This is a genomic window from Allobosea sp. LjRoot90, assembly GCF_964254315.1.
Lineage (GTDB): Bacteria > Pseudomonadota > Alphaproteobacteria > Rhizobiales > Beijerinckiaceae > Allobosea.
On sequence record NZ_CAXUTF020000002.1, the window covers coordinates 676,943 to 702,192 of the forward strand.

The 25,250-nt window shown below is 65.1% G+C and carries 30 protein-coding genes; 26 read left to right on the forward strand and 4 right to left on the reverse strand.

Annotated elements, in window-relative coordinates:
* Nucleotides 1-768, reverse strand: a complete 768-nt coding sequence (locus ACSQ3M_RS09975; protein ID WP_436149900.1) for a hypothetical protein — start codon at nucleotides 766-768, stop codon at nucleotides 1-3.
* A 65-nt stretch (nucleotides 769-833) separates the two neighbouring features.
* On the opposite strand from ACSQ3M_RS09975, the gene ACSQ3M_RS09980 reads away from it, so the two are divergent.
* Nucleotides 834-2,825 carry a DNA cytosine methyltransferase gene (locus ACSQ3M_RS09980; RefSeq protein ID WP_436149901.1) on the forward strand — a complete coding sequence of 664 codons (1,992 nt, stop codon included), beginning with the start codon at nucleotides 834-836 and terminating at the stop codon, nucleotides 2,823-2,825.
* Nucleotides 2,826-2,836: 11 nt separating this feature from the next.
* Here ACSQ3M_RS09980 and ACSQ3M_RS09985 read toward each other — a convergent pair whose 3' ends face one another.
* Nucleotides 2,837-4,054: a hypothetical protein gene (locus tag ACSQ3M_RS09985; protein WP_436149902.1), complete on the reverse strand. Its 1,218-nt coding sequence runs from the start codon at nucleotides 4,052-4,054 to the stop codon at nucleotides 2,837-2,839.
* Nucleotides 4,055-4,191: 137 nt separating this feature from the next.
* On the opposite strand from ACSQ3M_RS09985, the gene ACSQ3M_RS09990 reads away from it, so the two are divergent.
* Together ACSQ3M_RS09990 and nusG are read left to right on the forward strand one after the other, a co-directional pair.
* Nucleotides 4,192-5,304 carry a hypothetical protein gene (locus tag ACSQ3M_RS09990; protein ID WP_436149903.1) on the forward strand — a complete coding sequence of 371 codons (1,113 nt, stop codon included), beginning with the start codon at nucleotides 4,192-4,194 and terminating at the stop codon, nucleotides 5,302-5,304.
* Nucleotides 5,305-5,313: 9 nt separating this feature from the next.
* Complete coding sequence (gene nusG / locus ACSQ3M_RS09995) at nucleotides 5,314-5,994, forward strand: transcription termination/antitermination protein NusG (protein WP_436149904.1); 681 nt, start codon at nucleotides 5,314-5,316, stop codon at nucleotides 5,992-5,994.
* A 176-nt stretch (nucleotides 5,995-6,170) separates the two neighbouring features.
* Here nusG and ACSQ3M_RS10000 read toward each other — a convergent pair whose 3' ends face one another.
* Complete coding sequence (locus ACSQ3M_RS10000) at nucleotides 6,171-6,734, reverse strand: DUF4145 domain-containing protein (protein WP_436149905.1); 564 nt, start codon at nucleotides 6,732-6,734, stop codon at nucleotides 6,171-6,173.
* A 64-nt stretch (nucleotides 6,735-6,798) separates the two neighbouring features.
* Between ACSQ3M_RS10000 and ACSQ3M_RS10005 the strand changes: the two genes are divergently transcribed.
* The 16 genes from ACSQ3M_RS10005 to ACSQ3M_RS10080 all read left to right on the forward strand — a co-directional run bounded on the left by ACSQ3M_RS10005 (nucleotide 6,799) and on the right by ACSQ3M_RS10080 (nucleotide 17,551).
* A complete protein-coding gene (locus ACSQ3M_RS10005) occupies nucleotides 6,799-7,128 on the forward strand; it encodes an HNH endonuclease (RefSeq protein WP_436149906.1) in 330 nt (109 codons plus the stop codon).
* Nucleotides 7,129-7,200: 72 nt separating this feature from the next.
* Nucleotides 7,201-7,908, forward strand: a complete 708-nt coding sequence (locus ACSQ3M_RS10010) for a hypothetical protein (RefSeq protein WP_436149907.1) — start codon at nucleotides 7,201-7,203, stop codon at nucleotides 7,906-7,908.
* Nucleotides 7,909-7,912: 4 nt separating this feature from the next.
* A complete protein-coding gene (locus ACSQ3M_RS10015; RefSeq protein WP_436149908.1) occupies nucleotides 7,913-9,622 on the forward strand; it encodes a terminase large subunit in 1,710 nt (569 codons plus the stop codon).
* Between the two features lies 1 nt (nucleotide 9,623).
* A complete protein-coding gene (locus tag ACSQ3M_RS10020; RefSeq protein WP_436149909.1) occupies nucleotides 9,624-10,949 on the forward strand; it encodes a phage portal protein in 1,326 nt (441 codons plus the stop codon).
* Nucleotides 10,927-11,772, forward strand: a complete 846-nt coding sequence (locus ACSQ3M_RS10025; RefSeq protein WP_436149910.1) for a head maturation protease, ClpP-related — start codon at nucleotides 10,927-10,929, stop codon at nucleotides 11,770-11,772. Before ACSQ3M_RS10020 ends, ACSQ3M_RS10025 begins: the two co-directional genes overlap by 23 nt.
* A 24-nt stretch (nucleotides 11,773-11,796) precedes the next feature.
* Nucleotides 11,797-13,200, forward strand: coding sequence for a phage major capsid protein (locus ACSQ3M_RS10030; protein WP_436149911.1), 1,404 nt, complete (start codon nucleotides 11,797-11,799; stop codon nucleotides 13,198-13,200).
* A gap of 92 nt (nucleotides 13,201-13,292) precedes the next feature.
* Nucleotides 13,293-13,730 carry a hypothetical protein gene (locus ACSQ3M_RS10035; protein ID WP_436149912.1) on the forward strand — a complete coding sequence of 146 codons (438 nt, stop codon included), beginning with the start codon at nucleotides 13,293-13,295 and terminating at the stop codon, nucleotides 13,728-13,730.
* Between the two features lie 57 nt (nucleotides 13,731-13,787).
* Nucleotides 13,788-14,144: a hypothetical protein gene (locus tag ACSQ3M_RS10040; RefSeq protein WP_436149913.1), complete on the forward strand. Its 357-nt coding sequence runs from the start codon at nucleotides 13,788-13,790 to the stop codon at nucleotides 14,142-14,144.
* A 12-nt stretch (nucleotides 14,145-14,156) separates the two neighbouring features.
* Nucleotides 14,157-14,759, forward strand: a complete 603-nt coding sequence (locus ACSQ3M_RS10045) for a head-tail connector protein (RefSeq protein ID WP_436149914.1) — start codon at nucleotides 14,157-14,159, stop codon at nucleotides 14,757-14,759.
* The gene (locus ACSQ3M_RS10050) at nucleotides 14,759-15,112 is read left to right on the forward strand and encodes a head-tail adaptor protein (RefSeq protein ID WP_436149915.1); all 354 of its coding nucleotides are present in this window, start codon (nucleotides 14,759-14,761) and stop codon (nucleotides 15,110-15,112) included. The genes ACSQ3M_RS10045 and ACSQ3M_RS10050 overlap by 1 nt, the downstream gene beginning before the upstream one ends.
* A 25-nt stretch (nucleotides 15,113-15,137) precedes the next feature.
* Nucleotides 15,138-15,548, forward strand: a complete 411-nt coding sequence (locus ACSQ3M_RS10055; RefSeq protein WP_436149916.1) for a hypothetical protein — start codon at nucleotides 15,138-15,140, stop codon at nucleotides 15,546-15,548.
* 98 nt (nucleotides 15,549-15,646) lie between these two features.
* Entirely contained in the window at nucleotides 15,647-16,060 is a 414-nt protein-coding gene (locus ACSQ3M_RS10060; RefSeq protein ID WP_436149917.1) for an HK97-gp10 family putative phage morphogenesis protein, read from the forward strand.
* Nucleotides 16,053-16,469, forward strand: a complete 417-nt coding sequence (locus ACSQ3M_RS10065; protein ID WP_436149918.1) for a DUF3168 domain-containing protein — start codon at nucleotides 16,053-16,055, stop codon at nucleotides 16,467-16,469. The genes ACSQ3M_RS10060 and ACSQ3M_RS10065 overlap by 8 nt, the downstream gene beginning before the upstream one ends.
* 40 nt (nucleotides 16,470-16,509) lie before the next feature.
* On the forward strand, nucleotides 16,510-16,974 hold the full coding sequence (locus ACSQ3M_RS10070; protein WP_436149919.1) for a phage tail tube protein: 465 nt from the start codon (nucleotides 16,510-16,512) through the stop codon (nucleotides 16,972-16,974).
* Nucleotides 16,971-17,378 (forward strand): gene transfer agent family protein, encoded by a 408-nt coding sequence (locus tag ACSQ3M_RS10075; RefSeq protein WP_436149920.1) that lies wholly within the window; start codon nucleotides 16,971-16,973, stop codon nucleotides 17,376-17,378. Before ACSQ3M_RS10070 ends, ACSQ3M_RS10075 begins: the two co-directional genes overlap by 4 nt.
* The gene (locus tag ACSQ3M_RS10080) at nucleotides 17,378-17,551 is read left to right on the forward strand and encodes a hypothetical protein (RefSeq protein ID WP_436149921.1); all 174 of its coding nucleotides are present in this window, start codon (nucleotides 17,378-17,380) and stop codon (nucleotides 17,549-17,551) included. The genes ACSQ3M_RS10075 and ACSQ3M_RS10080 overlap by 1 nt, the downstream gene beginning before the upstream one ends.
* A 9-nt stretch (nucleotides 17,552-17,560) precedes the next feature.
* On the opposite strand, the gene ACSQ3M_RS10085 is transcribed toward ACSQ3M_RS10080, so the two are convergent.
* Nucleotides 17,561-17,788, reverse strand: coding sequence for a hypothetical protein (locus tag ACSQ3M_RS10085; RefSeq protein WP_436149922.1), 228 nt, complete (start codon nucleotides 17,786-17,788; stop codon nucleotides 17,561-17,563).
* Between the two features lie 49 nt (nucleotides 17,789-17,837).
* Between ACSQ3M_RS10085 and ACSQ3M_RS10090 the strand changes: the two genes are divergently transcribed.
* From ACSQ3M_RS10090 to ACSQ3M_RS10120, 7 genes are read left to right on the forward strand one after another with little or no spacing between them, the layout of a single operon-like run.
* The gene (locus ACSQ3M_RS10090; RefSeq protein WP_436149923.1) at nucleotides 17,838-19,841 is read left to right on the forward strand and encodes a hypothetical protein; all 2,004 of its coding nucleotides are present in this window, start codon (nucleotides 17,838-17,840) and stop codon (nucleotides 19,839-19,841) included.
* A 1-nt stretch (nucleotide 19,842) separates the two neighbouring features.
* Nucleotides 19,843-20,220: a hypothetical protein gene (locus ACSQ3M_RS10095; protein ID WP_436149924.1), complete on the forward strand. Its 378-nt coding sequence runs from the start codon at nucleotides 19,843-19,845 to the stop codon at nucleotides 20,218-20,220.
* Between the two features lie 3 nt (nucleotides 20,221-20,223).
* Complete coding sequence (locus tag ACSQ3M_RS10100; protein WP_436149925.1) at nucleotides 20,224-20,736, forward strand: DUF1833 family protein; 513 nt, start codon at nucleotides 20,224-20,226, stop codon at nucleotides 20,734-20,736.
* The gene (locus ACSQ3M_RS10105; protein ID WP_436149926.1) at nucleotides 20,726-21,133 is read left to right on the forward strand and encodes a glycoside hydrolase; all 408 of its coding nucleotides are present in this window, start codon (nucleotides 20,726-20,728) and stop codon (nucleotides 21,131-21,133) included. The genes ACSQ3M_RS10100 and ACSQ3M_RS10105 overlap by 11 nt, the downstream gene beginning before the upstream one ends.
* On the forward strand, nucleotides 21,130-24,324 hold the full coding sequence (locus ACSQ3M_RS10110; RefSeq protein ID WP_436149927.1) for a host specificity factor TipJ family phage tail protein: 3,195 nt from the start codon (nucleotides 21,130-21,132) through the stop codon (nucleotides 24,322-24,324). Before ACSQ3M_RS10105 ends, ACSQ3M_RS10110 begins: the two co-directional genes overlap by 4 nt.
* The gene (locus tag ACSQ3M_RS10115) at nucleotides 24,324-24,614 is read left to right on the forward strand and encodes a hypothetical protein (protein ID WP_436149928.1); all 291 of its coding nucleotides are present in this window, start codon (nucleotides 24,324-24,326) and stop codon (nucleotides 24,612-24,614) included. The genes ACSQ3M_RS10110 and ACSQ3M_RS10115 overlap by 1 nt, the downstream gene beginning before the upstream one ends.
* Nucleotides 24,614-25,246, forward strand: coding sequence for a hypothetical protein (locus ACSQ3M_RS10120; RefSeq protein ID WP_436149929.1), 633 nt, complete (start codon nucleotides 24,614-24,616; stop codon nucleotides 25,244-25,246). The genes ACSQ3M_RS10115 and ACSQ3M_RS10120 overlap by 1 nt, the downstream gene beginning before the upstream one ends.
* The last annotated feature ends 4 nt before the right edge of the window (nucleotides 25,247-25,250 follow it).

Consider the following 25,250-nt stretch of genomic DNA (forward strand, 5'->3'; position numbering starts at 1 on the left):
CTAGAGATGAGAAATTGCGGTGGCCGACCGCTCAAACCGTCTGACTGCCTTCCACGTCAAAATCAGCTCCACATTGATATCGAACAGGACAACTTCGCGCGCGCTGACGACGCCTTCCATTCCCAAAACTGCAGCGTTGGCGGCTTGATCGAAGTCTTCGCCCTTTTCGACGCGACCGTGCAGGGCAGGCATATTGGCGAGGAGACGGTCCAACGCCTCTATTGCGATCGCGCAGATTTCCTCAAGGTTCAGGTATTTCAGCTCGCGCTTATTGGGCAGAGATTTTGCGCGCTGCGACAAACAATAAGCCGACAACTCCAGAACATTGCTACGCGACCGAATAAAACTCGGTCGTATGGAACTCAGTATATTGTTGAGAATGTATACTTCGGTCGTATTTATATTTTGAATTGCGTGCCAATTTCCGCCAATATCATTCATAAGCCCGCGCTTTTCGGCCTCCAGTTCGTCTGCGCGGACTCTCAATGTCTGCGAAGCTGCCGCTGCTGTCTGTTGATTTGCGGCGGCGAATTGTCGGCTGATCCAGATCAAGGTGATGCCGGCGACAACGGCTGTCAGTACGTTGCCCAGCAGACTTTGATATCGATTGAGCCAAAACTCAAAGCAGCCAACCCCGCCAGCCGTTTTCATGACGACGCGTCGCTGCTCATTCAAACAGGCCGCGTCGAGCCAGAACGTCAGGCAAAGCACCAATACGAGCGCGCTGCACATCGCGACAGCGATACCGAAAACCTTGAACTGCCCCATGCCACTCACGCCTATCCCGACACGCGCATTCTAGCTGCGCGCTCGCATTTGGCGAGGGCGGCATGATGCGTGAGCTGATCGTCGATTCCTTCGCCGGCGGCGGTGGGGCGTCCACCGGGATCGAGCTGGCGCTTGGCCGCTCGCCCGATATCGCCATCAACCATGATCCCGAGGCGCTGGCGCTGCACCGGATGAACCATCCGGAAACGCTGCACCTGCCGCACAATGTCTGGAAGGTCGACCCCGTCGCCGTCACCGGCGGCGCACCTGTCGGGCTGCTTTGGGCCTCACCGGACTGCAAGCACTTCTCGAAAGCCAAGGGCGGCCGGCCGGTCAAGCGCTCGATCCGCGATCTCGCCTGGGTTGTGGTGCGCTGGGCGCGCCAGGTCCGCCCGCGCATCATCATCCTCGAGAACGTCGAGGAGTTCCGCGACTGGGGGCCGATTTCGGAAGACGGCCAGCCCTGCAAGGATCGCAAGGGCGAAACTTTCAAGCGCTGGGAAGGCGAGCTGAAGCGGCTTGGCTACCGGGTCGAGCATCGCGAACTGCGCGCCTGCGACTATGGCGCGCCGACGATCCGCAAACGGCTCTTCCTGATCGCCCGCCGCGACGGCGAGAAGATCGTCTGGCCGAAGCCGACACATGGCAAGCCTGACGATGCCGAGGTGATCGCCGGCCGGAAGCTGCCCTGGCGCACGGCGGCCGGGATCATCGACTGGTCGCTGCCCTGCCATTCGATCTTCCTCAATCGCGAGGAAGGCCGGGCCGTCGGCGTCAACCGGCCGCTCGCCGACGCGACGATGGCGCGCATCGCCCGCGGGGTGAAACGCTATGTGATCGACGCGGCCAAGCCGTTCGTGGTGCGCACCGACATGGCCAGCGCCGCCGCGCGCAACGGCGTGCATGGCGCCGACGAGCCGGTGCGCACCATGACGACGGGCGGCAGCTTCGCGCTGCCCACGCCCTTCATTACGAAGTTCCGGGCCAACAGTGTCGGCTCTGGTCTTGACGAGCCGCTGCACACGGTGACCGCCAACGGCGAGAACCGGGCACGGCCGGGCGGCGCGGCGCCGCTAGGACTGGTCGCGCCGATCCTCGCCGGCTGCGGCGGCCGGGCCGGGCAATCGCGCCCGCGCTCCGCCGACGAGCCGACCGCCACCGGCACGGCGAAGGCCGATGTCTGCCTGGTCGCGCCCGTGCTGACCTATGCCCAGCAGGGCGGCCTCAACCGCTCGCCGGAGGAGCCGCATTCGACGATCTGCGCCTCGGCCAAGGATCAGAACGCGCTGATCGCCGGAACCTTGGTCCAGACTGGCTATGGCGAGCGCGAGGGGCAGGATCCGCGCGCGCTCGATCCGGCCGCGCCGCTCGGCACCGTCGTCGCCGGCGGCGTCAAGCATGCCGCGGTCGCGGCCTTCCTCGCACAGCACAATACCGGCGTTGTCGGGCACTCGCTCGAAAAGCCGGTCTCGACCCTGACGGCCGGCGGGGCGTACGGCATGCCGCAGCAGGCGCTCGTCGCCTCTCATGTGCTGAACATGAAGGGTTCGGCGCGCGCATCAAGCGGGCCGCTCGATCCAATTCCGACCATCTGCGCCGGCACGACGCACGCGACCGAGGTCCGCGCCTTCCTGTCGAAGTACTATGGCCCTGCAATCGGTCAGGACGCACACGAACCGCTGCATACTGCTACGACCAAAGCGCGCTTCGGTCTCGTCACCGTTGAGATCGACGGCGAGCCTTATGTCATCGCCGATATCGGCATGCGCATGCTCTCGCCGCGCGAGCTCTACCGGGCGCAGGGCTTCCCCGACAGCTACATCATCGACAAGGGGCTGCGCGTCGAACCGCGCGAGGGCTTCGGCGAGGATGACGGCGAGGCCGATGTCATCCCGATCACCAAGACGGCGCAGGTCCGCATGTGCGGCAACAGCGTCTGCCCGCCGCTGGCCCACGCCCTCGTCGCCGCCAACTACCAGCCGCGCGAGGCTGCCAACGCTGCGCCGGGCCGGGCGATGGTCGAGCTGCCGCTGTTTCCTAGGGAGGCGGCGGAGTGAACTGGTGCGCTCTAACCCTTGCCCGAAGCGCTCTTTACAATGTCCAGCAGCGTTGGTGGAGCAACATCTTCACTCTGATGGCCAGGCAGTGGGCGGAAGATTGCGTTCAATATGAGCGTGCGATCCGTCTGCTCCATCAGCGCCTTCTCGTCACCAACGAGGGCCAAATAGGTCTGGATCATCACTTCGCGCTGCGCGGCATCGGCTTGCAATGTCATGTTTTCGGTGACGAAGCGACCAAGAAACCGCAGGGCCCATCCGGCAGCCACGAGGCACGCGATCATCAGTGCAACAGTTGCATAGGGCAGCTCGCCGTCTGCCTTTTTAGGCAGTTTCGAAAGGAAATTTGGTCCAGCATCAGCCGCCCAATAGAGGCCTACGCCCAAAAGCCCGAACAAGGCGAAGAGTCCAAACCAGAATCTAAAACCGTGCCAAAACGCTTTGTTGCTCCAGAGCGTGTTGGCGCCCTGCAGTATCCCATTCTCAGTTGCCTGCTTGCGTGCTGCCTTGATCTGCTCGGTCGCACCGGCGACCATATCGTCGAAGGCTTTCTTGTTCGTGGCAATTTCTTCGGTGTGCTCGCTAACCGAGACTGCAAGCTTCTCAGCCGCAGCCACGCTGGTCTTGCCGATTGCAGCTACCTCCGAGTCCCAAACAAGCTTAGCGCTGGTCAGCATTTGGACCGAGCTTTGCTGGAAATCTTGCAAGGACGAGTTCATCTCCGACAGCCACGTCAGATTTTCCAGCGCAACCGAGACCTCGGCGAGCACTGGCGCGAAGCGAACGTCGGAGAAAAGCTCTCGGAGCTGCTGATCTTCGTCTTCGGCGCGGAGTTCGCCTTCCATCGCAATGAGGTGTCTCGTCCGGCGAACAAGGATGGCCAGCGCTTGCCAAGGGCTTTCTTTCACGAAAGCCAGCTGTTCAAGGAAAGAGGCCTGCTCGAGCAACGGATAGGGCGCTTGCACCGAAATTCCGGCGCCAGGCTTTTTGCCCATGCTTGGACTGTTCTCCCCGACCCTTCCCCGTACGCGCGAAGAAATCACGGCGACGGCGGCAGAGCTTCGATCTCTAAAGGCCCCCGAGAACGCGCCAAAAAGCTCTTGCCACCGAAGCTGTTGCTCACCGATGACCGCTCGCGCGTAGTCTTGCTGCTCCAGCGGCAGATCGAGAATGCGCTTGGAGAGGTAACGGTCGAACGCCAACCACTTGCCGATGTCATTGATAGCCATACTCGTCCCCCCGACGGCATCGGCCCGACATTAGGGGCTCCGCTCCTGTTGGCAATCACGGCCGAGAAGAGTGCAGCATGAGCGCGGCCCTCCTCGGCCTGGCGCTCAAGGCCAAGCTGCATTCGCAGACGCGCAAGATGGTGCTGATCAAGCTCGTCGACTGCTGCCATGAGGACGGCACGCGGATCTATCCGTCGCTCGCGACCATTGCCGAGGATGCCGAATGCTCGGTCGCGACGGCGCGGCGCGTGATGCAGATGTTCTGCAGGGTCGGCCTGCTGCGCAAGGTCAAGGACGGCGGCTCCGGCGCCAAGTCCACCAACCATTACGAGATGGACGTCGAGATGCTGGCGCGACTGCGCCGGCCGGAGCTGTGGCCGGCGATGGAGGCTGCGGCGGTGCACCAGCCGCTCTCCAACTCCGACGATGAGGATGAGGACGCTGCGCCGGCTGCGAAGGTGGAGCCGCAGGCGGCTGAGTCTGCTCCGAATAAGGGTATCACCGTGCAAGGGTATCACGGTGCTAGCCTTCCAAATCGGGCCGAAGGGTATCATCAGGGTGATACCCAACCCCTTAGTAGAAACCTCAGTTATGAGAGAGAGGGCGTGGGCGCAGGCGCGAGTGAGCCAGCGAGCAAGGGCGAGCCTGCACCAGGCAACCAGACCCCGAGCTTCGAAGATTTCCTCGAGGCCTATCCCCACGCCAAGGGCGACAACCGGGTGCAGTTGCGCTCCGCCTGGGAGGCCCTGCCCTTCGACCAGCGCCGCGCCGCCATCGACGGGATCGGCGCCTATGCCGCCGAACGGAAGGCCGGCGGGCTGAAGAGCCGGCTTAGCGGGCCGCAATACCTTGCCGGACGCTGCTGGATCGGTCTCGAAAGGCAGGCGTCTCAGCGGCATGCCACGCAGTCCGCTGGCGCTCCGGTCTCGATCTCCGGCTGGTCGAAAGACTGGTGGCTGCTGCTGCTCGACCGGGTCTTCGCCGGCAAGCCGCCGGGCTTCTGGGTGCAGCAGGCCGATGCCGGCAAACCGTTCACGGCTTCAAGCGCGGATCTCGTCACGGCATCCAAGCGCGTCGGCGAGCTTCATGCCCATCGCTGTGACGGGCCTGAGATCGACGCATGGCGCCCTTGGCTCGCCGCCAGAGGCGCCCGCATCCCGCCGTTCAAAGGCGAGTTCCGCGTGTTCCTGCCCTCACCCATGCCGCCCGGCGGCAAGCGGGACGATGGCGATGACGAAGTGAAGTTTTGAGGGCCAGCGATGGGACGCCGCAATCCACATAACGCTGAAGCGAAGGTCGCCTTCCATGGCCACCAGCGCCTGATCGAGGAAACCAAGGTCCCCGCTCCGGCGGATCTCGATGTCGGCGCCGAATGGTATCTCGTCTACACGGCGCCGCGCATGGAAACGAAGGTGTCGAAGGCGCTAACGGATGCCGGCTGCAACGTGTTCCTGCCGGCGATCCATCGGATCATCACACAGCGCTATCGCAAGCTCGAGCATGATGTCGCGACCTTCCCGCGCTACCTCTTCGCCGCTGGCATGCCCTTTAGGTGGCGCGGGCGTGACTTCGTCGGCGATGACGGTGTCAGCGTCGTCACGGTCGACGGGCGGCCGATCGTCGATATCCGCGATGTCGACGGCGTGATCGACGTGGTCGGCACGCCGCGAGGCTGGCTCAAGGTTCCGAAGTCAGCGGTTGCTGCGGTCGCGGCCTTCCAGAACGACTATGTCTCGCCCTGCTCGAATGTGCTGCAGCCGCCGAAGCCCAGGCGTCCGCTCCTATCCGGCGAGCAGGTCAAGGTGATCGGCGGGCCGTTTGCTTCGTTCCAGGCTATCGTCGTCGACATGATCGGGCTGACACGTGCCGAGGTGCTGATCGACATCTTCGGACAGTCGACGCCGCTGCAGATCGATATCGGCCAGCTCGACGCCGCCTAGTAGTGAACAGCAATCACTTACCAATTGCATCGCCGCCATTGACTCCCGCAGCGAGAATCGGAATCCATAGGCGCACGGTTATTCCGGTAGTTTGATCGTCGCTTAGGCGGCTCGTATCTCACGGAACCCGCGTCAGCCTGATCGGCGACCAAGTGCGAAGCTATGTCGACCCGCGTTCAGAAATTCAGCATGCGCAGCAGCACGTCGATCGTCTGATCACCCAGCCGTTTGACTCGCAAAGCCTCGTCTTTGTCGAACTCATTCGGTTTGTGCGCAGCAGTATTTCCAATGGCGCGTATGTCATCGAGAATGGCGGACGTCGCGCTATCGATCAGGTTTCGACCCCTCAAATCTCGGGTCAATTGCATGAGCGGCGCTTTCTCTGCTCCCTCGATTCTATGAGACGCCGCTAGCGCACGTGCGGCGTGTTCAACTGCTAGCCGAACTTCGAGGATGGCAGCAGTCGGCGATAGTTCTGCCAACCGCTCATACCGCGAGCGCTCCTCTGGAGTTGGCGGTGGCGGTGGCGGAAGGTCCTCCGGTTCCGGAAGGGTAAGTGCGGTTTGCTCTGCCTGTTCAAGGCGGAAGCTGATTTCAGTGTCGCCGTGTTTAAGACGCAGCTTCGGCAGGGCGTTTCGGATCTCGTGTCGGAACAGGCACACGCCGCCAAAGACAGCCGCTGGCCACGCCAGCGACGCGATTGAGCCGACAATCGACGCAAAGAAGTCCAGCCAGTTCATCGTTCGCCCCGACGCCAATATCCACTATGGCGCACGGGCGACGCTGCGTCACCAAGGGGCGGCAATGTCGAGACTGAAGTCGATCGGGAGCAGGGTCGCGACTCTGCCCCCTCGCGCTGCACCCCCGCAGAAGATCGCCGATCCGTTCTATCTATCAGCCGAGTGGCGCGAGTTCGTGCGCGATATCAAGCGGCAGCGCGGCTATGTCTGCGAGAACCCTCATTGTAGGCGCGATTGCAGCCATGCGCCGCGCGGTCTGATCGCCGACCACGTTGTCGAGCGCAAGGATGGTGGCGCCGACTTCGATCCGCTCAACGTCATGCTGCTCTGCATCTCCTGTCACAACACGAAGACGGCGACCGAGCGGACCAAGCGGCATCTCCGGCCAGTCTGACCGGGGGTGGTCAAAAGTCCGGAAGCCCTCGACCGCCCGCACCGGGTCCCACCTCATTCGGAGTTTTTTTTCTTGGGCGACGCGAATACCAGCGGCGGAAAGAAAGAAAAGCGTCCTGGTCGAGCCGCCTTCGCGCCGACCGATGATCAGCGGGCGACCGTCGAGCGCATGGCGTCTGAGCGGCTCGGCCACCCGGTCATCGCTGCCGAGATAGGCGTCTCAGTTCCGACATTGCGCAAGGCGTTCGCGATCGAGCTGCGCGAACGCCTCGGCGGCGAGAACCTGTTCGCTGCGGCTGGCGAGCCGAACCCGGATCCTGCGCCGATTCCGCCCAAGACCAAGCGCCGCGGCGCCGGCGGCCGGAAGCCCTATCAGCCGACGGACCGCGACCGCGAGAAGGTCGAGGTTCTGGTCGCGGCCGGGTTGACGGTCGAGGACATAGCCCGCGCGATGTCGATCACCGAGCCGACCCTGCGCAAGCACTATCGGCGCGAGCTCGAAACCGGCGCACTGCGCAAGCGCGGCGAGATGCTGGTCGCTCTCAACCGCGCTGCGCTGAAAGGCAATGTCGCGGCCGTGAAGGAGGCGTTGGCGATCATGGATCGGGCCGATCTCGCAACGCTGCAGGATGAGTTCCGCGGCAAGGGCAAGGGCGACACGCCGAAAGCGCCCGCGCCTTCCGATCTCGGCAAGAAGGCGCAGGCCAATCTCGATGCGCATGGTGTCGTGATGGAAGGCCCGTGGGCCGCCCTGGTGCGCGTGCCGGCGAAGGCCGGTTGACCGCGTGACCTGGTCCTTCGCAGTTCCCGATTGGGAAGAGCGGCTGCGCGCCGGCACTTCGCTTGTGCCGGAGCTCCCACTTGACCATGCCGAGGCTAACCGGGCGGTCGCGATCTACAACCGGCTGCGCCTGCCTGACGTGCCCGGCCAGCCGATGCTCGCCGATGCGGGCGGCGAGTGGTTCCGCGACATCATCCGGGCTGTGTTCGGCTCGATCGACCCGATGACCGGCATCCGCATGGTGCCTGGTGTCTTCGCGCTGACGCCGAAGAAGAACTCGAAGACGACGAACGGCGGCGCGCTGATGCTGACCGCCCTGATTATGAACGGCCGTCCGAACGCGCCCTTCGGGCTCTTCGGTCCGACGCAGGAGATTGCTTCGATTGCCTATGAGGCTGTCGCGGGCATGGTGTTGGCGGATCGAGCGCTGGAGAAGCTGCTCCACGTCCGCGATCACCTTAAGACAATCGAAAACCGGCTCAGCGGCGCATCCCTCAAGGTCACGACGTTCGATCCGAAGGTTGCGACCGGGGCAAAGTATGCCGGCTGGCTGCTCGACGAACTGCACCTGACCGGCAAGGTCGCTTATGCCTCTCGCGTGATCGGCCAGTTGCGCGGCGCCCGCGTTGCCGTGCCGGAGAGTTTCGGCGTCATCATCACGACGCAGTCGGACGAGCCGCCGGCCGGCGCCTTCAAATCCGAGCTCGACTATGCCCGCGGGGTCCGCGACGGACGCATCGTGGACGGCTCGATCCTGCCGGTGCTCTACGAGTTCCCCGAGGCCATGCAGACCGATGCTGCCAAGCCGTGGCGCAAGGTCGAGAACTGGCCGCTGGTGCTGCCAAACCTTGGCCGCTCGGTGTCCCTTCCGGTGCTGGAGCAGGATTACGCGACGGCGCGCGAGAAGGGCGACGAGGAAGAGCGGCGCTGGGCGTCGCAGCACCTCAACATCCAGATCGGCCTTGCCCTGCATTCGAACCGCTGGGAAGGCGCCGACCACTGGGAGCGCGCCGGCAAAGCCGAGATCACGCTCGATTACATCCTCGCGCATAGCGAGGTCTGCACGATCGGGATCGACGGCGGTGGCCTCGACGATCTGCTCGGCCTCGCCGTGCTCGGGCGTCATCGCGACAGCAAGCGCTGGCTGCACTGGGGCAAGGCCTGGGCCGATCGCGGCGTGAAGCTGCTGCGCAAGGAGATCGCGCCGCGGCTCGAGGATTTCGAGAAAGAAGGCGATCTCGAATTCGTCGACATCGCCGAAACCGAAGACGGCGCCAATGCCGACGTGGCCGAGGTCGCCGACATCGTCGCGCGCATCTTCAAGGCGGGGCTGCTGCCGGCGAAGGCCGGGATCGGCGTCGACGCGGTCGGGATCGCTGCGATCCTCGACGAATTGTCGCTGCGCGAGATCCCCGACGACTGCATCGCCGCCGTGCCGCAGGGCTATCGGCTTTCCGGCGTGATCAAGGGCGCGGCCCGCAAGCTGAAGGACGGAACCTTGAAGCACGGTGCGCGCCCATTGATGGCCTGGGCAGTCGGCAATGCCCGTTCGGAGCTGCGCGGTTCGGCCGTGCTGGTCACCAAGCAGGCTTCCGGCACGGCCAAGATCGACCCGCTGATGGCGCTCTTCAACGCCTTCGACCTGATGAGCCGCAACCCGGAAGCCGCCGGCGGGCCGTCCGTCTACGAAACCCGTGGCCTGTTGGTGATCTGACGTGGCGCCTCCTTCCGTCCCTCTCGTCGTGTCGGCCGAATTCCGGCGCACGGCCGCTCCGGCTCCGGTCGCGCTGCCTGCCGTGGCGGTGCCTCGTGCTTCGTTTCAGGATGCCGGCCCCGGTGTCCTGATCCAGTCGTCATCGGACCTCGACGCTTACTTGCGCGCGGGCCGTGAGAGCGCCTCGGGCGCCGTGGTCAATGCCGACGCAGCGATGCGGACGGCCGTCATCTATGGCTCGGTTCGGCTGATCACCGGCGCCATGGGCAACACGCCGCTGCAGCTGAAGCGCCGGGTCGATGCCCGCACCCGCGAGGATGCCAGCGACGATCCGCTGGCGAAGGTGCTGTGCCGGCCGCGCAAGGGCCGCCTCACGCCAGCGTCGTTCCGGCGGATGCTGACCGCGCATCTGATCCTGCGCGGCAACGGCTATGCCCTGATCGTGCGCTCGCTGGGGCGGGTGATCGACCTGATCCCGATGCACCCCGACCGGGTCAAGGTCGAGCAGCTCGACGATCTCAGCCTGGTCTACACCTACACCCGCAAGAACGGTCAGCAGATCGTCTTGCCGCAGGACGATGTATTCCACCTGCTCGGCCTGACCCTCGACGGCTATCGCGGCGTCACTCCGATCACCTACGCCCGCGAGGCGATCGGCATGGCGCTGACGACCGAGCGCCACGGCGCCAAGGTCTTCGCCAATGGGACGGCGATCGGCCTGCACCTGTCCTATCCCAACAAGCTCGGCCAGGAGGCGCAGGACCTGCTGCGCGCCAGCCTCGAGGCCTATCGCGGCTCCGAGAACGCCGGCAAGACGCTGATCACCGAGGAGGGCGCGACGCTTTCGCCCCTCGGCATGACGTCCGAAGATGCGCAGTACATCGAGACGCGCCAGTTCACGCGAACCGAGCTGGAGATGTTCATCGGCGTGCCCGGTTTCATGCTCGGCGACACCGATAAGGGCTCCAACTGGGGCACCGGGCTGGAACAGCAGCGCAGCGGCTTCGTCGCCTACACGCTCGAGGATTATTACACCGCCTGGGAAGAGACGATCACCCGCGATCTCCTGCCGGATGAATCGCCGCTCTTCGTCCGGTTCAACCGCAATGCCGTCGTGCGCGGCGACCTGAAGACCCGCTGGGAAGCCTATGTGAAGGCCCTGCAGTGGGGCGTCTACAGCCCGAACAAGGTTCTGGAGCTGGAAGACGAGAACCCGCGCGAGGGCGGCGACATCTACTACGACCCGCCGAATACGGCCGGCGTCGGCCACAACGGCGGACCACCTCTCGATAAGGAAGACGGCAATGAGCCTGCGCAAACTGCCTGAAGCCAAGGCCTTCCAGTGCCCGCAGGGCTTCCAGTGGGACGCCCCGTCCGAAGTGCTCGCCAAGTGGTCGGAAGCGCCAAGGGCCGCCACTGACGAGGCTGACAACGTGATCTCGATCCTCGACGTGATCGGCGAGGATTGGTGGAGCGGCGGCGGCGTAACGGCGAAGCGCATCTCGGCCGCGCTGCGCTCGGTCGGCGCCAAGGATATCACCGTCCGGATCAATTCGCCCGGTGGCGACGTCTTTGAAGGCATCGCGATCTACAATCTGCTGCGCGGGCACCAGGCGAAGGTCACCGTCGAGGTGCTCGGCTGGGCCGCCTCGGCCGCCTCGATCATCGCCATGGCCGGCGACGAGATCCGCATGGGGCTCGGCAGCTTCATGATGGTGCACAATTCCTGGGGCGTCGTCGTCGGCAACCGGCACGACATGCGCGATGCCGCTGACCTGTTCGACAGCTTCGATGGCGCCCTCGTCGACATCTACGAGGCCCGCACCGGCGCCAAGCGCGCCGCGATCGAGAAGCTGCTCGATGCCGAGACCTTCATGTCGGCGTCAGAGGCCGTCGATCAGGGCTTCGCCGACGCGGTCGACAAGGACCTCGTCGCGCCACCTGAATCCAGCGGGCAGGCCCGCGCCGATGCCTCGGCGCGCGAGCGGCTCGACGTCCTTCTCGCCAAGCAGGGGGTGCCGCGTGCCGAGCGGCGCCGCCTGCTGCGCGAGGCCTCCGGCACGCGTGACGCTGCCGATCCAGAGCCCACGCCCGGCGCTGTGCTCGACCTCGCTGCCGCCCGGCAGCTGCTCGCAACCATGAAGGCCTGATCGGCCTCAATCCGGAGTATCACCATGAAGATTCGTTATCTGGTCGCGGGCCTCGCGCTCGCGGCACTCGCAGTGCTGTGCCTTCCGGCCGGCCTCTCCGACGCACTTCATCACGCAGTTGCCGCTGGCCCTGCCCCTGCCGTCATGGCCATGGGCATGATGACCGGCTCGTTCCGCGGCCTCGCACTCGTGCGCGCCGATGCCAACGACCCGAACAAGATCCTGGCGGAGCTGAAGACGACTTTCGAGCAGTTCAAGGCGGCTCATGAGGAGGAACTCAAGGGCATCAAGAAGGGCTTCGCCGACGTCATCACTGCGGAGAAGGTCGCGAAGATCAACGGGGACATCGGCGAGCTGACCAAGGCGCTCGACGCGGTCAACGCGGCCCTCGCCGCGGCCAAGCTCGGCGGCGGCGCCGGCGGCGGTCTCGACCCGGTAAAGGCCGAGCACAAGGCGGCTTTCGAGAAGTTCTTCCGCAAGGGCGCCGATGCCGGCCTGCGCGACCTCGAGGTCAAGGCCAAGCTGACGACGCAGTCCGATCCGGACGGCGGCTACCTGGTGCCGGAGGAGACCTCCGCCACGATCGACCGGGTCCTCGGCACGATCTCGGTCATGCGCCAGATCGCCACCGTCATGCCGGTCGGCACCTCGACCTATAAGAAGCTCGTCAACATGGGCGGCGCCGGCTCCGGCTGGGTCGGTGAGGAGGAGGCTCGTCCCGAGACCGGCACGCCGACGCTGCGCGAGCTCGTCTTCAACGTGATGGAGCTCTACGCCAACCCGTCGACCACGCAGACGATGCTCGACGATGGTATCGTCGACATCGCCGCCTGGCTTGCCGACGAGGTCCAGCTCGCCTTCGCCGAGCAGGAGGGCGCCGCCTTCATCTCGGGCAATGGCCAGAAGCGACCGCGCGGCCTCCTGACCTATGACACTGTCGCCAACGCCAGCTACGCGTGGGGCAAGCTCGGCTATATCGCCAGCGGCGCGGCTGCGAGCTTTTCTGCGCCGACGTCCTCGGTCTCGCCGGCCGATGCCTTCATCGATCTCTACTACGCGTTGAAGGCCGGCTATCGCGGCAATGCCTCCTGGCTGATGTCGGATGCGGTCATGGGCAGCGTTCGCAAGTTCAAGAATGCGGAAGGCTCCTATATCTGGGCGCCGCCCTCCGACGCGGCGAGCGTCGCCAGCATCCTCGGCAAGCCGGTCTACAATGACGACAACATGCCGGCCGTCGGCGCCGATGCTTTCCCGATCGCCTTCGGCGATTTCAAGCGCGGCTATCTGATCCCTGATCGACAGGGCGTCCGCGTCCTGCGCGACCCCTTCACCAACAAGCCGAACGTGCAGTTCTACACCACCAAGCGCGTCGGCGGCGGCGTCGCCAATTTCGAGGCGATCAAGCTGATGAAGATCGCCACGTTCTGATCGGACGCGGCGCGACGAACCTCTGAGCGGGCGGCCTGATCGGCCGCCCGTTTCCGTCCGGACTTCCACCCCATCTTTAAGAGGACCTTCCGATGAAGGACATCCATTCCGCCTTCAAGGCGGTGGTGGCAATCGCTGCCGCCTCGCTCACCGCCGATCCGACCCCGCCGGCGATCGACCTTCGCGGCTATGACGCCGTCGAGTTCTATCTCGCCATCGGTGTCGGCGGCATCACCTTCGACGCCACCAACAAGATCGAGTTCAAGCTCACCCATTCCGACGACAACGTTACTTACGAAGCCGTCGCGCAGGCGGACGTGCTCGGCGTCACGGTCGGGTCGGGTGGTATCGTCAAGGCGCTGGTCGCAGCCCATGCCGCCGCTGCGGTCTATCGCTTCGGCTACAAGGGCGGGCGGCGATACACGAAGCTGCTGCCGGACTTCTCGGGCACCCATGGCACCGGCACGCCGATCGCGGCGCTCGCCCAGCTCGGCTATGGCCACGACAACCCGCAGGCGAACCAGGCTTGACCGCTCGCCGGCGGTCCGCCGCCGGCGTCTTCCCCTTCATAGATCCGGAGATCGATCATGCGTTTGACCAGGGCGTTCAAGGGCTGTCGCAAAGGCGAGGTCCACCCGACGCAGTTCCAGCCGGGCGACGAGTGCCCACCAGAGCTGGAGCATGCGGCCGAGGAACTCGACATTCTCGAAACCGAGGCCGAGTTCCACAAGCGCCAGAAGGCCGAGATCGCAGAGACGCAGAAGCGCCTGAAGGCCGAGCAGGTCGAAGAGCAGAAGCGCCTCGACGCTGAAGCCTCGGCGGCGCGCCTCACCGAGCTGCGCGCTCTCGCCGACCAGCACAATGTCGACCTCGGCGACGCCGACACCGAAGCGAAGATCGTCGCGGCCTTGAAAAAGGCCGAGGTCGAGATCCCCGCGGCCTGATCGGGCATCGCCATGCACTGCCTGCCGCCAGAGCTGGTCACGGCTCCCACCGCCAAGCCGGTCACGGTTGCCGAGGCCAAGGCGCACCTGCGCGTCGACCATGACCTCGACGACGCGCTGATCGAGCGTGCCATCGACGCGGCTATCAGCCATCTCGACGGCTATGGCGGCATCCTCGGCCGCGCCCTGATGGCGCAGCGCTGGCGGCAGTTCTTCTCGTTCTGGCCGGCCTCGCGCTGCCTGCCGCTGTCGCTGGCACCTGCCGCCGCGATCGTCGAGGTCAGGGTGCGAGCGCCTGATGGCAGCGAGAGCGTCGTCGACCCGGCCGGCTATCGCCTGCTTGCCGCGGCCTCCCGGCCGCAAGTGCTCTTTCCGGTCTCGGCCAGCCTGCCGGCGCTGGATAGCGCGCCGGATGCGATCGCAGTCACCTACGGCGCTGGCTATGGCGAGACGGCCGATAAAGTGCCGGCCCCGATCCGCCAGGCTATGCTGCTGATGGTCGGCGACATGTACCGCTTTCCCGAGACGGTCGTGCTCGGCTCGTCGAGCGCGCCGCCGATGTCGGCGAGCGTCGATCGCCTGCTCGGCCCCTACCGCCGCAACCTGGTGGCCTGATGCTCTCCGCCGGCCAGCGCAATCACCGAGTCCGTTTCGAGCGCCGCGTGCCGGGCGGGGATGACGGCTATGGCAATCCGTTGCCAGAGACATGGACACCGCATGCGACTGTCTGGGCGGGGTTCCGGCCGAAGTTCGGCCGCGAGCAGCTCGAGGCCGGACGGCTGGAGAGCAGCATGCAAGGCGTGCTGACGGTCCTGAGTTTCGCCGCCACCCGCGCGATCGCCGCCGATAGCCGGGTCGTGTTTCTCGCCGGTCCCTTCAAGGACAAGGCCTGCCAGATCCGGTCGATCGTGCCGGCGCCGGACAATCGTGAAATCGAGTTCCTGCTCGAAGAGGGCAAGGCTCTTTGAACCGACCACGACATAGGAGAATCCCATGGCCGACCTTTCCATCACTGCCGCCAATGTCATCGCCAGCGCGTCCGCCGCGCGGCTCGACGGCAAGGCGGGGGAAGCAATCGCCGCCGGCAAGGCGGTCTATCTCGACACCACCAGCGACCGATGGATGCTCGCCGATTCCAACAGCGCGCCCCCTGAGGCGCGACGCGCTGGCGGCATCGCGCTGAACGCCGCGGCGCTCAACCAGCCGCTGGCGGTTCACAAGAGCGGCGACATCACGATCGGCGCGACGCTGACCCCTGGCATCGCCTATTACCTGTCGGACACGCCCGGCGGCATCTGCCCGGTGGCTGACATCGGCGCCGGCGAATACGTCTGCCTGATCGGGTTCGCGAAATCGGCCTCAGTCCTCTCGGTCGCTGTCCAGTTCCCGGGCGTCGCGCTCTGAGGTGCCCCGCGTCACCTTCCTCCAGGCGTTCGATTGCCCGTTCCCGGGTGGCTTCGTCGCCTACAAGCCAGGCGGCCCGAAGTTGATCCCGACTGCCCATGCCGAGCGCGCTCGCGCTGCAGGAGTTCTTGCCGATGGCGAAGGGGGCAAAAGCGCTGCAGCGCCGGCTGGACAAGATCCCGATGGATGTCCGGGCGGCGGCGGCGACCGAGGCCCTGCTCGGCGCGCTCGGCCTGGCTGAGGCGATGAAGCAGGTCGTCCCGGTCGATACCGGAAAGACCAAGGGCACGATCCGGGTCGAGCGCGGCAAGCGCGGCGACCGCTTCTATGTGAAGGCCGGCGGTTCCGCGACGACGGACGGCGGCTTCGACACTGCGACCGCCTCGGAATGGGGCACGCAGAAGGAAAAGGCCAAGCCCTGGTTCTATTCGACCTGGCGCCGGAACAAGAAACAGATCCGCGCCGGGATCGAGCACGAGATCAAGAAAGCGGTTCGGAAATCCAATGGCTGACCCGTCGCTGGCGCTGCAGGGCGCGATCAACGTCAAGCTTCGCGCTGACATTGCGGCCGTCTCCGGCAGAGTGCTCGATCACGTTCCCAGCGACGTGACATTTCCCTATATCGAGCTCGGCGAGTTCCAGATCGTCGATGACGGGGCGCAGTGCCATGATGGCGTGGAGGTCTTCATCACCTTGCATGTCTGGTCGCGGCCGGAGGCCGGCGTCACGCCGCCCGGACAAGTGCAGGTGAAGACGATCGCCGGCGCCGTGCGCGGCTCGCTCCACGAAGCCGAGCTCGCTCTCGGCGACGGCTGGCAGTTTCTCGAAATCGCGCATCAGGACACGCGATACCTCAAAGACCCTGATGGCCTGACCAGCCATGCCGTCCTGACGTTCCGCGCTCTGGTCGCCGCGGCCTGACCACCGTTCCTCATCACCGGCTCATTCAACGGAGGCCATCATGGCGCAGCCGACCGTATTCTCGTTCGGAAAGGGTCTCGTCTATCTCGGAGATGGCGATGCCGAGGACGAGACTTTCACCAAGCTCTGCGGCTTCAACTCGATCTCGCTGCAGATCGAGAAGGACACCAACGACGTCACGATCCCTGATTGCGACGATCCCGACGCCGCCGCCTGGACGGCGACCGACGTGCTCGCGCTCAGCTGGTCGTCCGAATTCGAAGGCATCCTTGCCAAGGAAGCCGAGCCGCTGCTCTGGGCCGCGGTCAACAGCAGCGAATCCCGCAACCTCCGCATCCGGATCATCGGCGCTGGATCGGGCGGTGGGACGCCCGATCTGCAGTTCGCCGGCAAGGCGCATATTGGCGAGAGCATCACCGGCACGCGCGGCGAAAAGTACCAGGTCAGCGTCACCGCCACCGGCGACGGCGCCCTGGTCCGCGCCAGTGTGGCGGCCCTGTCGTGAGCCTCTGCGCGATCGAATTCGACTGGGCTGACGGCACCTACACCTTCGCCCTGCCGATCGCCCAGCTCGAGGAGCTGCAACGGATCTGCGATGCCGGGCCGATGGTCATTGCCGAGCGCCTTCGGCATGGCATCTGGAAGACGAGCGACGTGCATGACACGCTGCGCCTCGGCCTGATCGGCGGCGGCATGAAGCCCGTCGACGCCCTGCAGCTGTGCAAGACCTATGTGCTGGCGCGGCCGTGGGCTGAGAGCGCCTTGCCGGCGCTGGCGGTGATCAACGCGGCCTTGTTCGGCAAGCCCGATGAGCCGGTGGGAAAATCGCCGGCGGACGGGGGCGAGAGCGACCCGGCCGCCGGGACGGAAAGCTCGACTTCCGAGACTTCTACGGTCTCGGCTGCGTGATGGGTTTCTCGCCGCAGCAGGTCGGGGCGATGTCGCTCTGGCAGTTCATGGCCTGCGCCGATGGCTACGCCCGGGCGAATTCTCAGGAAGCGGCGAAGCGCACGAATGATGACGCTGGCGATCTCGACGATCTCCGCGCCATGGTTGATGCGGCGCCGACCTATCTGCATTGAGCCTTCTGACTAGGGCTTAGTCCCAAGCACCTTTTCCAGCGCGTCTCTGTCAGACTTGTGTGCGCCAGGAGCGGCCGAGGGTTTCTTGCCGTTTAGTGCGGCGAGGTCGCTGAGAAGCGCCTCAGCGTTTACGCGGCAACGAATTTCTTCCGCAGCATTGGTGCGCGAGCCGTTCACGAGCACGCCGGCAAACGCTCCGATCGCCGCCAGCAACCCAATCACAATTGTCTTCCGCATCGCCGCCTCCTGCTGCGGCAGGCGTAACACGACAACTCAAGGGCTTCCAATGGCCGCGTCCGATCTCGTCGTCTCCGTCGGCGCTAACATTGCCGCGCTTGAGCGCGAGATGAAGGCGGCGGCGCGCGTCTCAGAGAAGGCTGCCGAGGACATCGAGAGCCGCTTCAAGAAGGTCAACCCGTCGATCTCGACGTCGGCGCTCACGGGAGCACTCAAAGGGCTCGCTGCGGCTTTTACAGTGGATCGTTTGATCCGCGGCTTGGCGGACGCGAACGCTGAACTGATCCGCATCGGCGATACCGCCAAGCGCGTCGGGCTCGATTTGCAGCGGTTCCAGGAGTTGCAGTTTGCTGGGCGCCAGTCAGGGGTGTCGGGCAAGGATTTTGGCACTGGGCTTGAGGGTTTAGCCGAGAAACTGAATGAGGCTCGGCAGAAAGAGAACGATCTCTCGCAGCTCTTCTCTGACAACAACATCAAGCTGAAGGACCGCAAAGGCGAGGTCATCGGCATCAACGATGCTCTTGGTCAGGTTGCCAATCTGGTCCGGAACGCCGCGACCGAGTTCGACAAGATCAAGATTGCCGAGGCGGTCGGGCTCACCCGCGACTGGATACCGCTGCTGGAGCAGGGTGCGGAAGCGATCAACAAACAGGCGGCGCGAGCTCGCGAGGCCGGCGCGGTCATCGACAGCGATGTCATCGACAAAGCTCGGGCATTCGAGCGTGATTGGACTGCCGCGGTTGATAGATGGGCTAATTTGTTCAAGGCCAATCTCGGCGGCATCATCGGTCTGATCGATGCAGTGATTGGCAAGGCTTCTGAGCTCCTCGGCTATCTAGGGCGATATGCGGAGAAAACGTCTGCTCTAGCAGATATCGAGCAGAACGGCTTTGCTGGGGCATCGCGAGATACCACGAAGTTTGCTGCAAACGAGTACCGGAAGAAGGGCGTTCAACTCGATAAAGACCTGGCCGCGCGCGAGGAATATTTTCAGGACCTCGACCGTGAAAGGCCGCGCACAGGAGCCTTTCAGCGCACGCGGACGCGAAAGGAATTCGAGGCCGAGCAACCTCGTCCAGCCGGGGGCTCCAAGACGGATACGTCATCCCTTTTCAACAAGGGTGGCGGCGGATCTGGCGGCGGCAAGAGCGACGAGGAACAGGCGCAGGCCCGCCTCGACCGCTACATCGAGAGCCTGGTACGCCAGCGCGCCGTGATGGAAGCGGAGATCGCGACCGTCGGCAAATCCAATGCCGAGCGCAAGGCGGCGGTCGAGATCGCCAAGGCGCAGGTCGATCTGGAGAAGCTGAGCACGACCGAGAAGGCGAACTACATCGCCAAGCTGACGCAGGAGGTCACGGCGAACGAGGCCGTGCGCGCCTCGAAAGAGCGCCTCGAGCAGAAGCAGAAGGATCTGAACGAGGCGCAGAAATTCTTCGGCAACGCCGCGGTCGATGCGCTCGAGGATATGATCGTCAACGGCGCCAAGGCCGAGGACGTGATGAAGCGGCTGGCGGCATCGCTGGTGAAAGCGGCGCTGCAGGCCGCCTTGCTCGGCGACGGCCCGCTCGCCGGCTTCTTCGGCGCCAAGGGCGTCGGCGGCAGCATGGGCGGCCTGTTCGGCATGCTCTTCGGCGGCGGCGTCAAGGCGGCGACCGGCGGCTATGTCTCCGGGCCCGGTTCCGGGCGTAGCGACAGCATTCCGGCGCGGCTCTCGAATGGCGAATACGTCATCAACGCCCATGCCACCAAGCAGAACCGGGCGCTGCTCGACGCGATCAATTCGGGCAAGCTGCCAGCCTTCGCCGATGGCGGCATGGTCGGGCGCATTCCTTCGATCCCGGCGGCGCGCGCGTCCGGGGGCATGACCATGATCGTGCAGAACACGGTCTCCGATCGGGTCCAGGCAACGCCGCAGCGCCAGAGCAATGGCGACATGCGGCTGGTGATCAGCGCCATCCAGGGCGCAATCGCCGACGATCTCGTTCGCGGCCAAGGCCCGATCGCCACCGCGCAGCGGGCGATCTCCACCGGCCACCACCGCAGGGGCTGACATGGCGATTGCAGTCTGGCCGGCGCATCTGCGGCACGTGCCCGTACTCTCCGGTGCCTCGGCAGCGCAAAGCTATGTCGCGCCGATGTCGAGCGAGACCGAGTCCGGGCCACCGCTGATGCGGCCTCGGCCCGGCCCGCGCGCCACCGAGTTCGCCTTCCAGAGCCTGCTCTGGAGCCGGGCGGAATGGGCAGCTTTCGAGCGGTGGACGCGACAGGATTTGCGCCAGGGCACGCTGACCTTCTCGATGCCAGTCTTCCGGCCTGACGCTGGGATGGTCAGTCGCGTCTGCCAGATCAAGGACGGTCTCTGGCAGACCGACCTGTCCGTCGTGAACCGCTTCCGGGTGAGCTTCACCCTGATCATCTACAACTGGTGACCGATGTCGCTCTCCGTCGCGCTTGAAGAAGCTTATGCGGTCAACGACGTTGCGAGCGACCTGCTCGACACGATTGAGATCGACCACGTCACCTTCGACGAGCCGGTGCGCCTGGTGCGCGGCCGTCGCGTCCAGGGCCTATACGAGACGGTGACGCTGCCAGTGCCCGGCAACCCGGCGGCTCTGTTCAAGGTGGTGGCGTTCGATTTTACCCGGCCGGGCATGGGCGACGGCGGCACGGTCAAGGCAAAAGCCCAGATCAACAATGTCAGCGGCGAGCTGCACCCGGCATTGCGCAGCGCGATCGCATCCGACCAGCCCTTCAGCATCACCTACCGGGTCTATTCGACCGAGGATCCGAACAACCCGGAAATCTTCGACGGGCTGAAGATGAGCCGCGTCCGGATCAACGCCTTCACGGCCGAGGGCGACCTCTTCTTCGAAGAGATCGAGATGATGAACTTCCCGCGCCAGATCTATGACCTCGCAAGGTACGCGGCGCTCTATGGACAGTGAATCCGACTTTCTCGCCGCCATGATCGGCCGCTCCTATGAAGCCGCCGGCCTGCACTGCTGGGAGCTGACCCGCCAGTGCCAACGCGAGATCTTCGGCCGCGAGCTGCCGGCGGTGCTGACCGCACCCGACAGCAAGCGCGAGCTCGTCAGGCTGATGGCCGAGCGCGACCGGCATGCCGGCTGGCGCGAAGTCGGCCGCCCGGCCCATGGCGCCGTCGTCTTCCTGACCCGCAAGGGTCACGGTGTTTCGCGCGCTGCCTGCCATGCCGGCACCTTCCTCGCCCTCGATGGCGGCGGGGTGCTGCATACCGACGCCCCGCATGGCGTCGTCTTCGAAAGCCTCCTGGAACTCAAGGCCCGCAACTGGGCCGAGCCGAGCTTTTACCTGCCCCGATGACCACGATCCTTTTCCAGCGATGCGACGGGAAGCCGGCAGGCTCCCCGGTCGAGCTCAAGCGCGCGCGCCGGCGGCTCTCGGCCCTGATGCGCCAGAACGTCGATCGCACACGGCCGCATATCGTTTCGGTGCACCGCCGCGGCGAGCCCTGGGCGGTGACCGACCAGAGCGTGCGGCTTCGCAGGCACTGGCGCCACACCCGCGTCAATCCGACCGACACTGTGATCGTCACCTATCTGCCGCGTGGCGGTGGTGGCGGCGCAGCCTCCGGGCGCGGTGGCGGAAAGGCGATGGCCGGCTCGATCGGCCTCGTCGTCGCGGCGATCGCGCTGATGGCCATTGGCCAGTTCTGGGCGGTCGGTGCGATCGCCGGGGCCTTAGGCACCACGTCCGCCGTTGCCAGTACGATCTGGGGTGTCGGCTCCGCCGCGCTGCTAGCCGGCGCCGGCTACCTGCTCTCGCAGGCGACGCAGGCCAAGGCCAACAAAGAGCAGGACGACCGGCCGGTCTATGGCGTCTCCGGCGGCGGCAACCGGCCGCGCTCCGGCGACCGTATCCCGATCGTCTATGGCCGCTGCTGGCATGTGCCCGATCTCAGCCAGCCGGACTACACGGTCAACGATGGCGAGGACCAGATCCTCTACAAGCGCCTGACGATCGGCTGCGGCAAGTACGCGCTGAAGGCGATCCGCGTCGGCGGCGTGATGATGTGGACGGACGATGGCGGGCTGACGCCGCCCTTCGTCGGCGCCAATTTCCAGATGATCGCGCCCGGCGGCACCTCGAGCCTGGTGCCCGGCCAGGTCGCATCGGTCACGGCGGTCGGCGGCAACCAGGTGCCGCGCGCAACCGACTTCCCGCAATATGCCGGGCCGTTCGATTTCGGCTCCGGTGCACCGCTGCAGACGACGCTGCAGCTGGACTATTCACTGCCGCAGGGCGTCTATGCCGTGCCTGATGGCGGCAAGTTCGAAGGCAAGCAGTTCCCGACCGACTGGGGCGTGCGCTTCGACTATGCGCCCTGCAATGAGGAGGGCGTCCCGACTGGCGCCTTCTCGACCTTCTATGAGGATAGCGGCAACGCCCTGACGACGCGGCCGATGCGCTACACGCGTTTCGTTACCTTGCCGTCCGGCCGCTACACGATCCGCGCGCAGAACATCGGAGCGCCGGAATCGGTCGACCATCCCGCGGGCTTCGCCGCCAAAGTAACCAACACGGTGTTCTGGGACGGCCTGCGCGCCCATATCCCGCAGACGGCGGTGCGCCAGGGCGTCACCGAGCTCGCCATGGTGGTGCACTCCGGCAAGGCGCTCGGCATCACCGCCTTCGCCGATGTCGAGGTCGAGATCAGCAGGATTCTGCCGGTCTGGTACGGCGAGGGCGCCGGCTGGATCGAGGAAGAGACCGACAAATGCGTCTGGGCGGCGGCCGATATCCTGCGCGACCCGCTGCATGGCTGCGGCGAGCCCGCAAGCCGGATCGATCTCGATCGACTGCAGTTCTATGGCGAGACACTGGCGCAGTTCGATCGCTTCTCCGGCGTGATCCGCGGGCCGGTCTCGGCCTATGAGGCGCTGACGACGGTGCTCGGCACGATGCGCGCCTCGCCGCTTCGCCTCGGCAATGTCCACACCATCGTGCGCGATGAGCCGAAATCGGTCCGGAGGCACGTCATCACCCGGCGCCAGATCCGGCGCGACACGTCGGCGATCGACTTCAATCTCGATCTGTCCGACGGGTCGGCCGATGTCATCGTCGAGTGGCTGACCGATGGCGACCCGAAGCGTCGGCGCGAGCGTCGCGTCACGGCCGGGACGCAGACCAATGTTCCGCGCCGCATGTTCGCCGCCGGCGTGACTGACGAGGCGCACGCGGTCCATATCGCGACCTGGGCTGCCTACACCGCCTACTACAGGCGCGAGCGGCGCAGCTTCTCGACCACGCTGCCGGGCCGCCTCGTCCTGCCGAACGACCTTGCCATGATCGACGCCTGGTTCTTCGACCAGCTGCAGGCGCCGGCGATCATGACGCGCGATGGCCTCGCAGTCACGGTCGATGAGCCGGTGACGATCGAGGTCGGCACCTATGCCGCCTTGCGTGCCCGCGACGGCCGTCATTGGGGGCCGGTGCGGGTGACGCAGGACGGCGACCGGCTGCTGCTCGACGCTGACGATGTCGAGCAGGCGGAAGACCTCTCCGGTCTCTCGCTCGATGAGGTGCTGGCTAGCGATACGCAGCAGGCGACGACGCTGCTCATCGGCACGCTGCAGGAGACGGGTCAGGACAGCTGGCTGATCCGCTCGGTCGGCTTCTCCGGCGAGAATGTCGATATCGAGGCGGTCTTCGATGCGCCGCAGGTCTGGTCGGCGCTCGCCGAGGCGATCATCGTCACGCCGCCGCCGCCGTCCTCCGGGCTGGAGAACGAAGCCTCGGTCGCGGTGCCATATGTCAGCGCCAAGGCCGTCCAGCGCAACGGCGCTATGTTCATGGACTGGACGGTCGGGCGCTCGCGCACGCCGGCCAGCTATGTCGTCCAGATATCCTATGACGACTGGACGACCTATGAGGAGGTCAGCCGCGGCGATGCGACGAGCGGTAGCTACCCGCTGCGCGAGGTCGATTCGATCATCCTGGTGCGCGCCTTCGGCATTTCGACGTCGGGCGTCCGCTCGCCTTATGTGTTCAACCAGTTCGCGGCGGTGCCGGCAGCGATCGACCTCGGCAACTCGACGCCCGGAACGCTGCCATACGAGGCTCTGCTCGATGGCATGGAAGTCGTCGGAGTGGTCGGCGAGCTGCCGGACCTCTTCGGCTATGACGGGCCGAAGATCATCGCCCTGGTCGAGCCCGGCGAAAAGCCGCAGATGTTCGAGCTGCGCGAGGGCGGCTCGGCGTGGGAGCCGCTAGCGGCCGCAGACTATATCGCCAATACGATCACGGCGGCTGCCGTCCAGGCCGGTGCCATCAAGGCGGTCGCGATCGATGTCGAGAACCTTGCTGCGATCAGTGCCAATCTCGGGGCGATCACCGCTGGGTCGATCAATATCAACAACCGCTTCATCGTCGCCAGCAACGGCACGGTGACGATTTCAAGCGCCTCCACCGGCACGCGGCTCGTGATCACCAACAGCCAGCTGCTCGTCTATGACGCCAGCAATGTGCTGCGCGTTCAGCTGGGCATCTGGTAGTGGCAGCCGGGCTTCGGGTCTTCGACCAGTTCGGCAACCTCAAGGTCGACCTGAGTGATCGACTGCTGCGCTACGTCGGGATGTTCTACATCGGGATCGGCACCCCGACGTCATGGAGCAATGATGGCATCCTGACAGGCACGCCATATGCTGCGATGCACATGGTCAGTGACGGCGGCTCGAGCTGGCCCGACAATAATCTGCGTCCGCCCGCCTATTACTTCTCCGGAAACACGATCTTCGTCGACTCATCGAACGCGCCGCATCGCGTCATGGTTTGGGTGCACTGATGCCGGCTGGGCTTAGGATCATCAACGACACAGGAACCGTCCAGATCGACGAGAACTGGAAGAATTACGGGTTTAGGCAGAAGATATCCGTCTTCCTGTCTACGCCCGGACTCTCCTTTTATTCCCTTCCGGTCACCGGCGAGGCGGTACTGCTCGCGGTGAAGGCTTCTACTTTGATGATAGAGCCCTTGGGCAGCTCTCTCAGCGGCAGCACTTGGACCTTCGACTTCAGGTATCATGGCGAGTTTACCGGCGGCGGATCGGAGACGGTCGACTTTTATGTATTCGACGTGCCGCCCGCGGGCGGCTTTTCGAATGTCGGCATGCAGGTTTTCAACGCCTCCGGCGAGCGGGTCTACCACTCTGACATGGACGTCATGAAGGTTCCGCCTGGCGGCATCCTGCCCTGCAATACGAGTTTTTTTGGCACGCCAGGCCGCACCTATGCCCCGCTGACGTTGATCAACCCTACCCGGACCGAGAATGTCGGGGGGTATTTCACCTCGACACGGGCTTTGCGCGTCTCAGGATCGGACATCTTGTCGAGCAACATCCTCATCGGCCCTGGCGGATTTCTCGATTTCGCCAATGAAGGCCTTTACGCCGCGGTCGACGTGACCGGGCTTTCCTGACCCC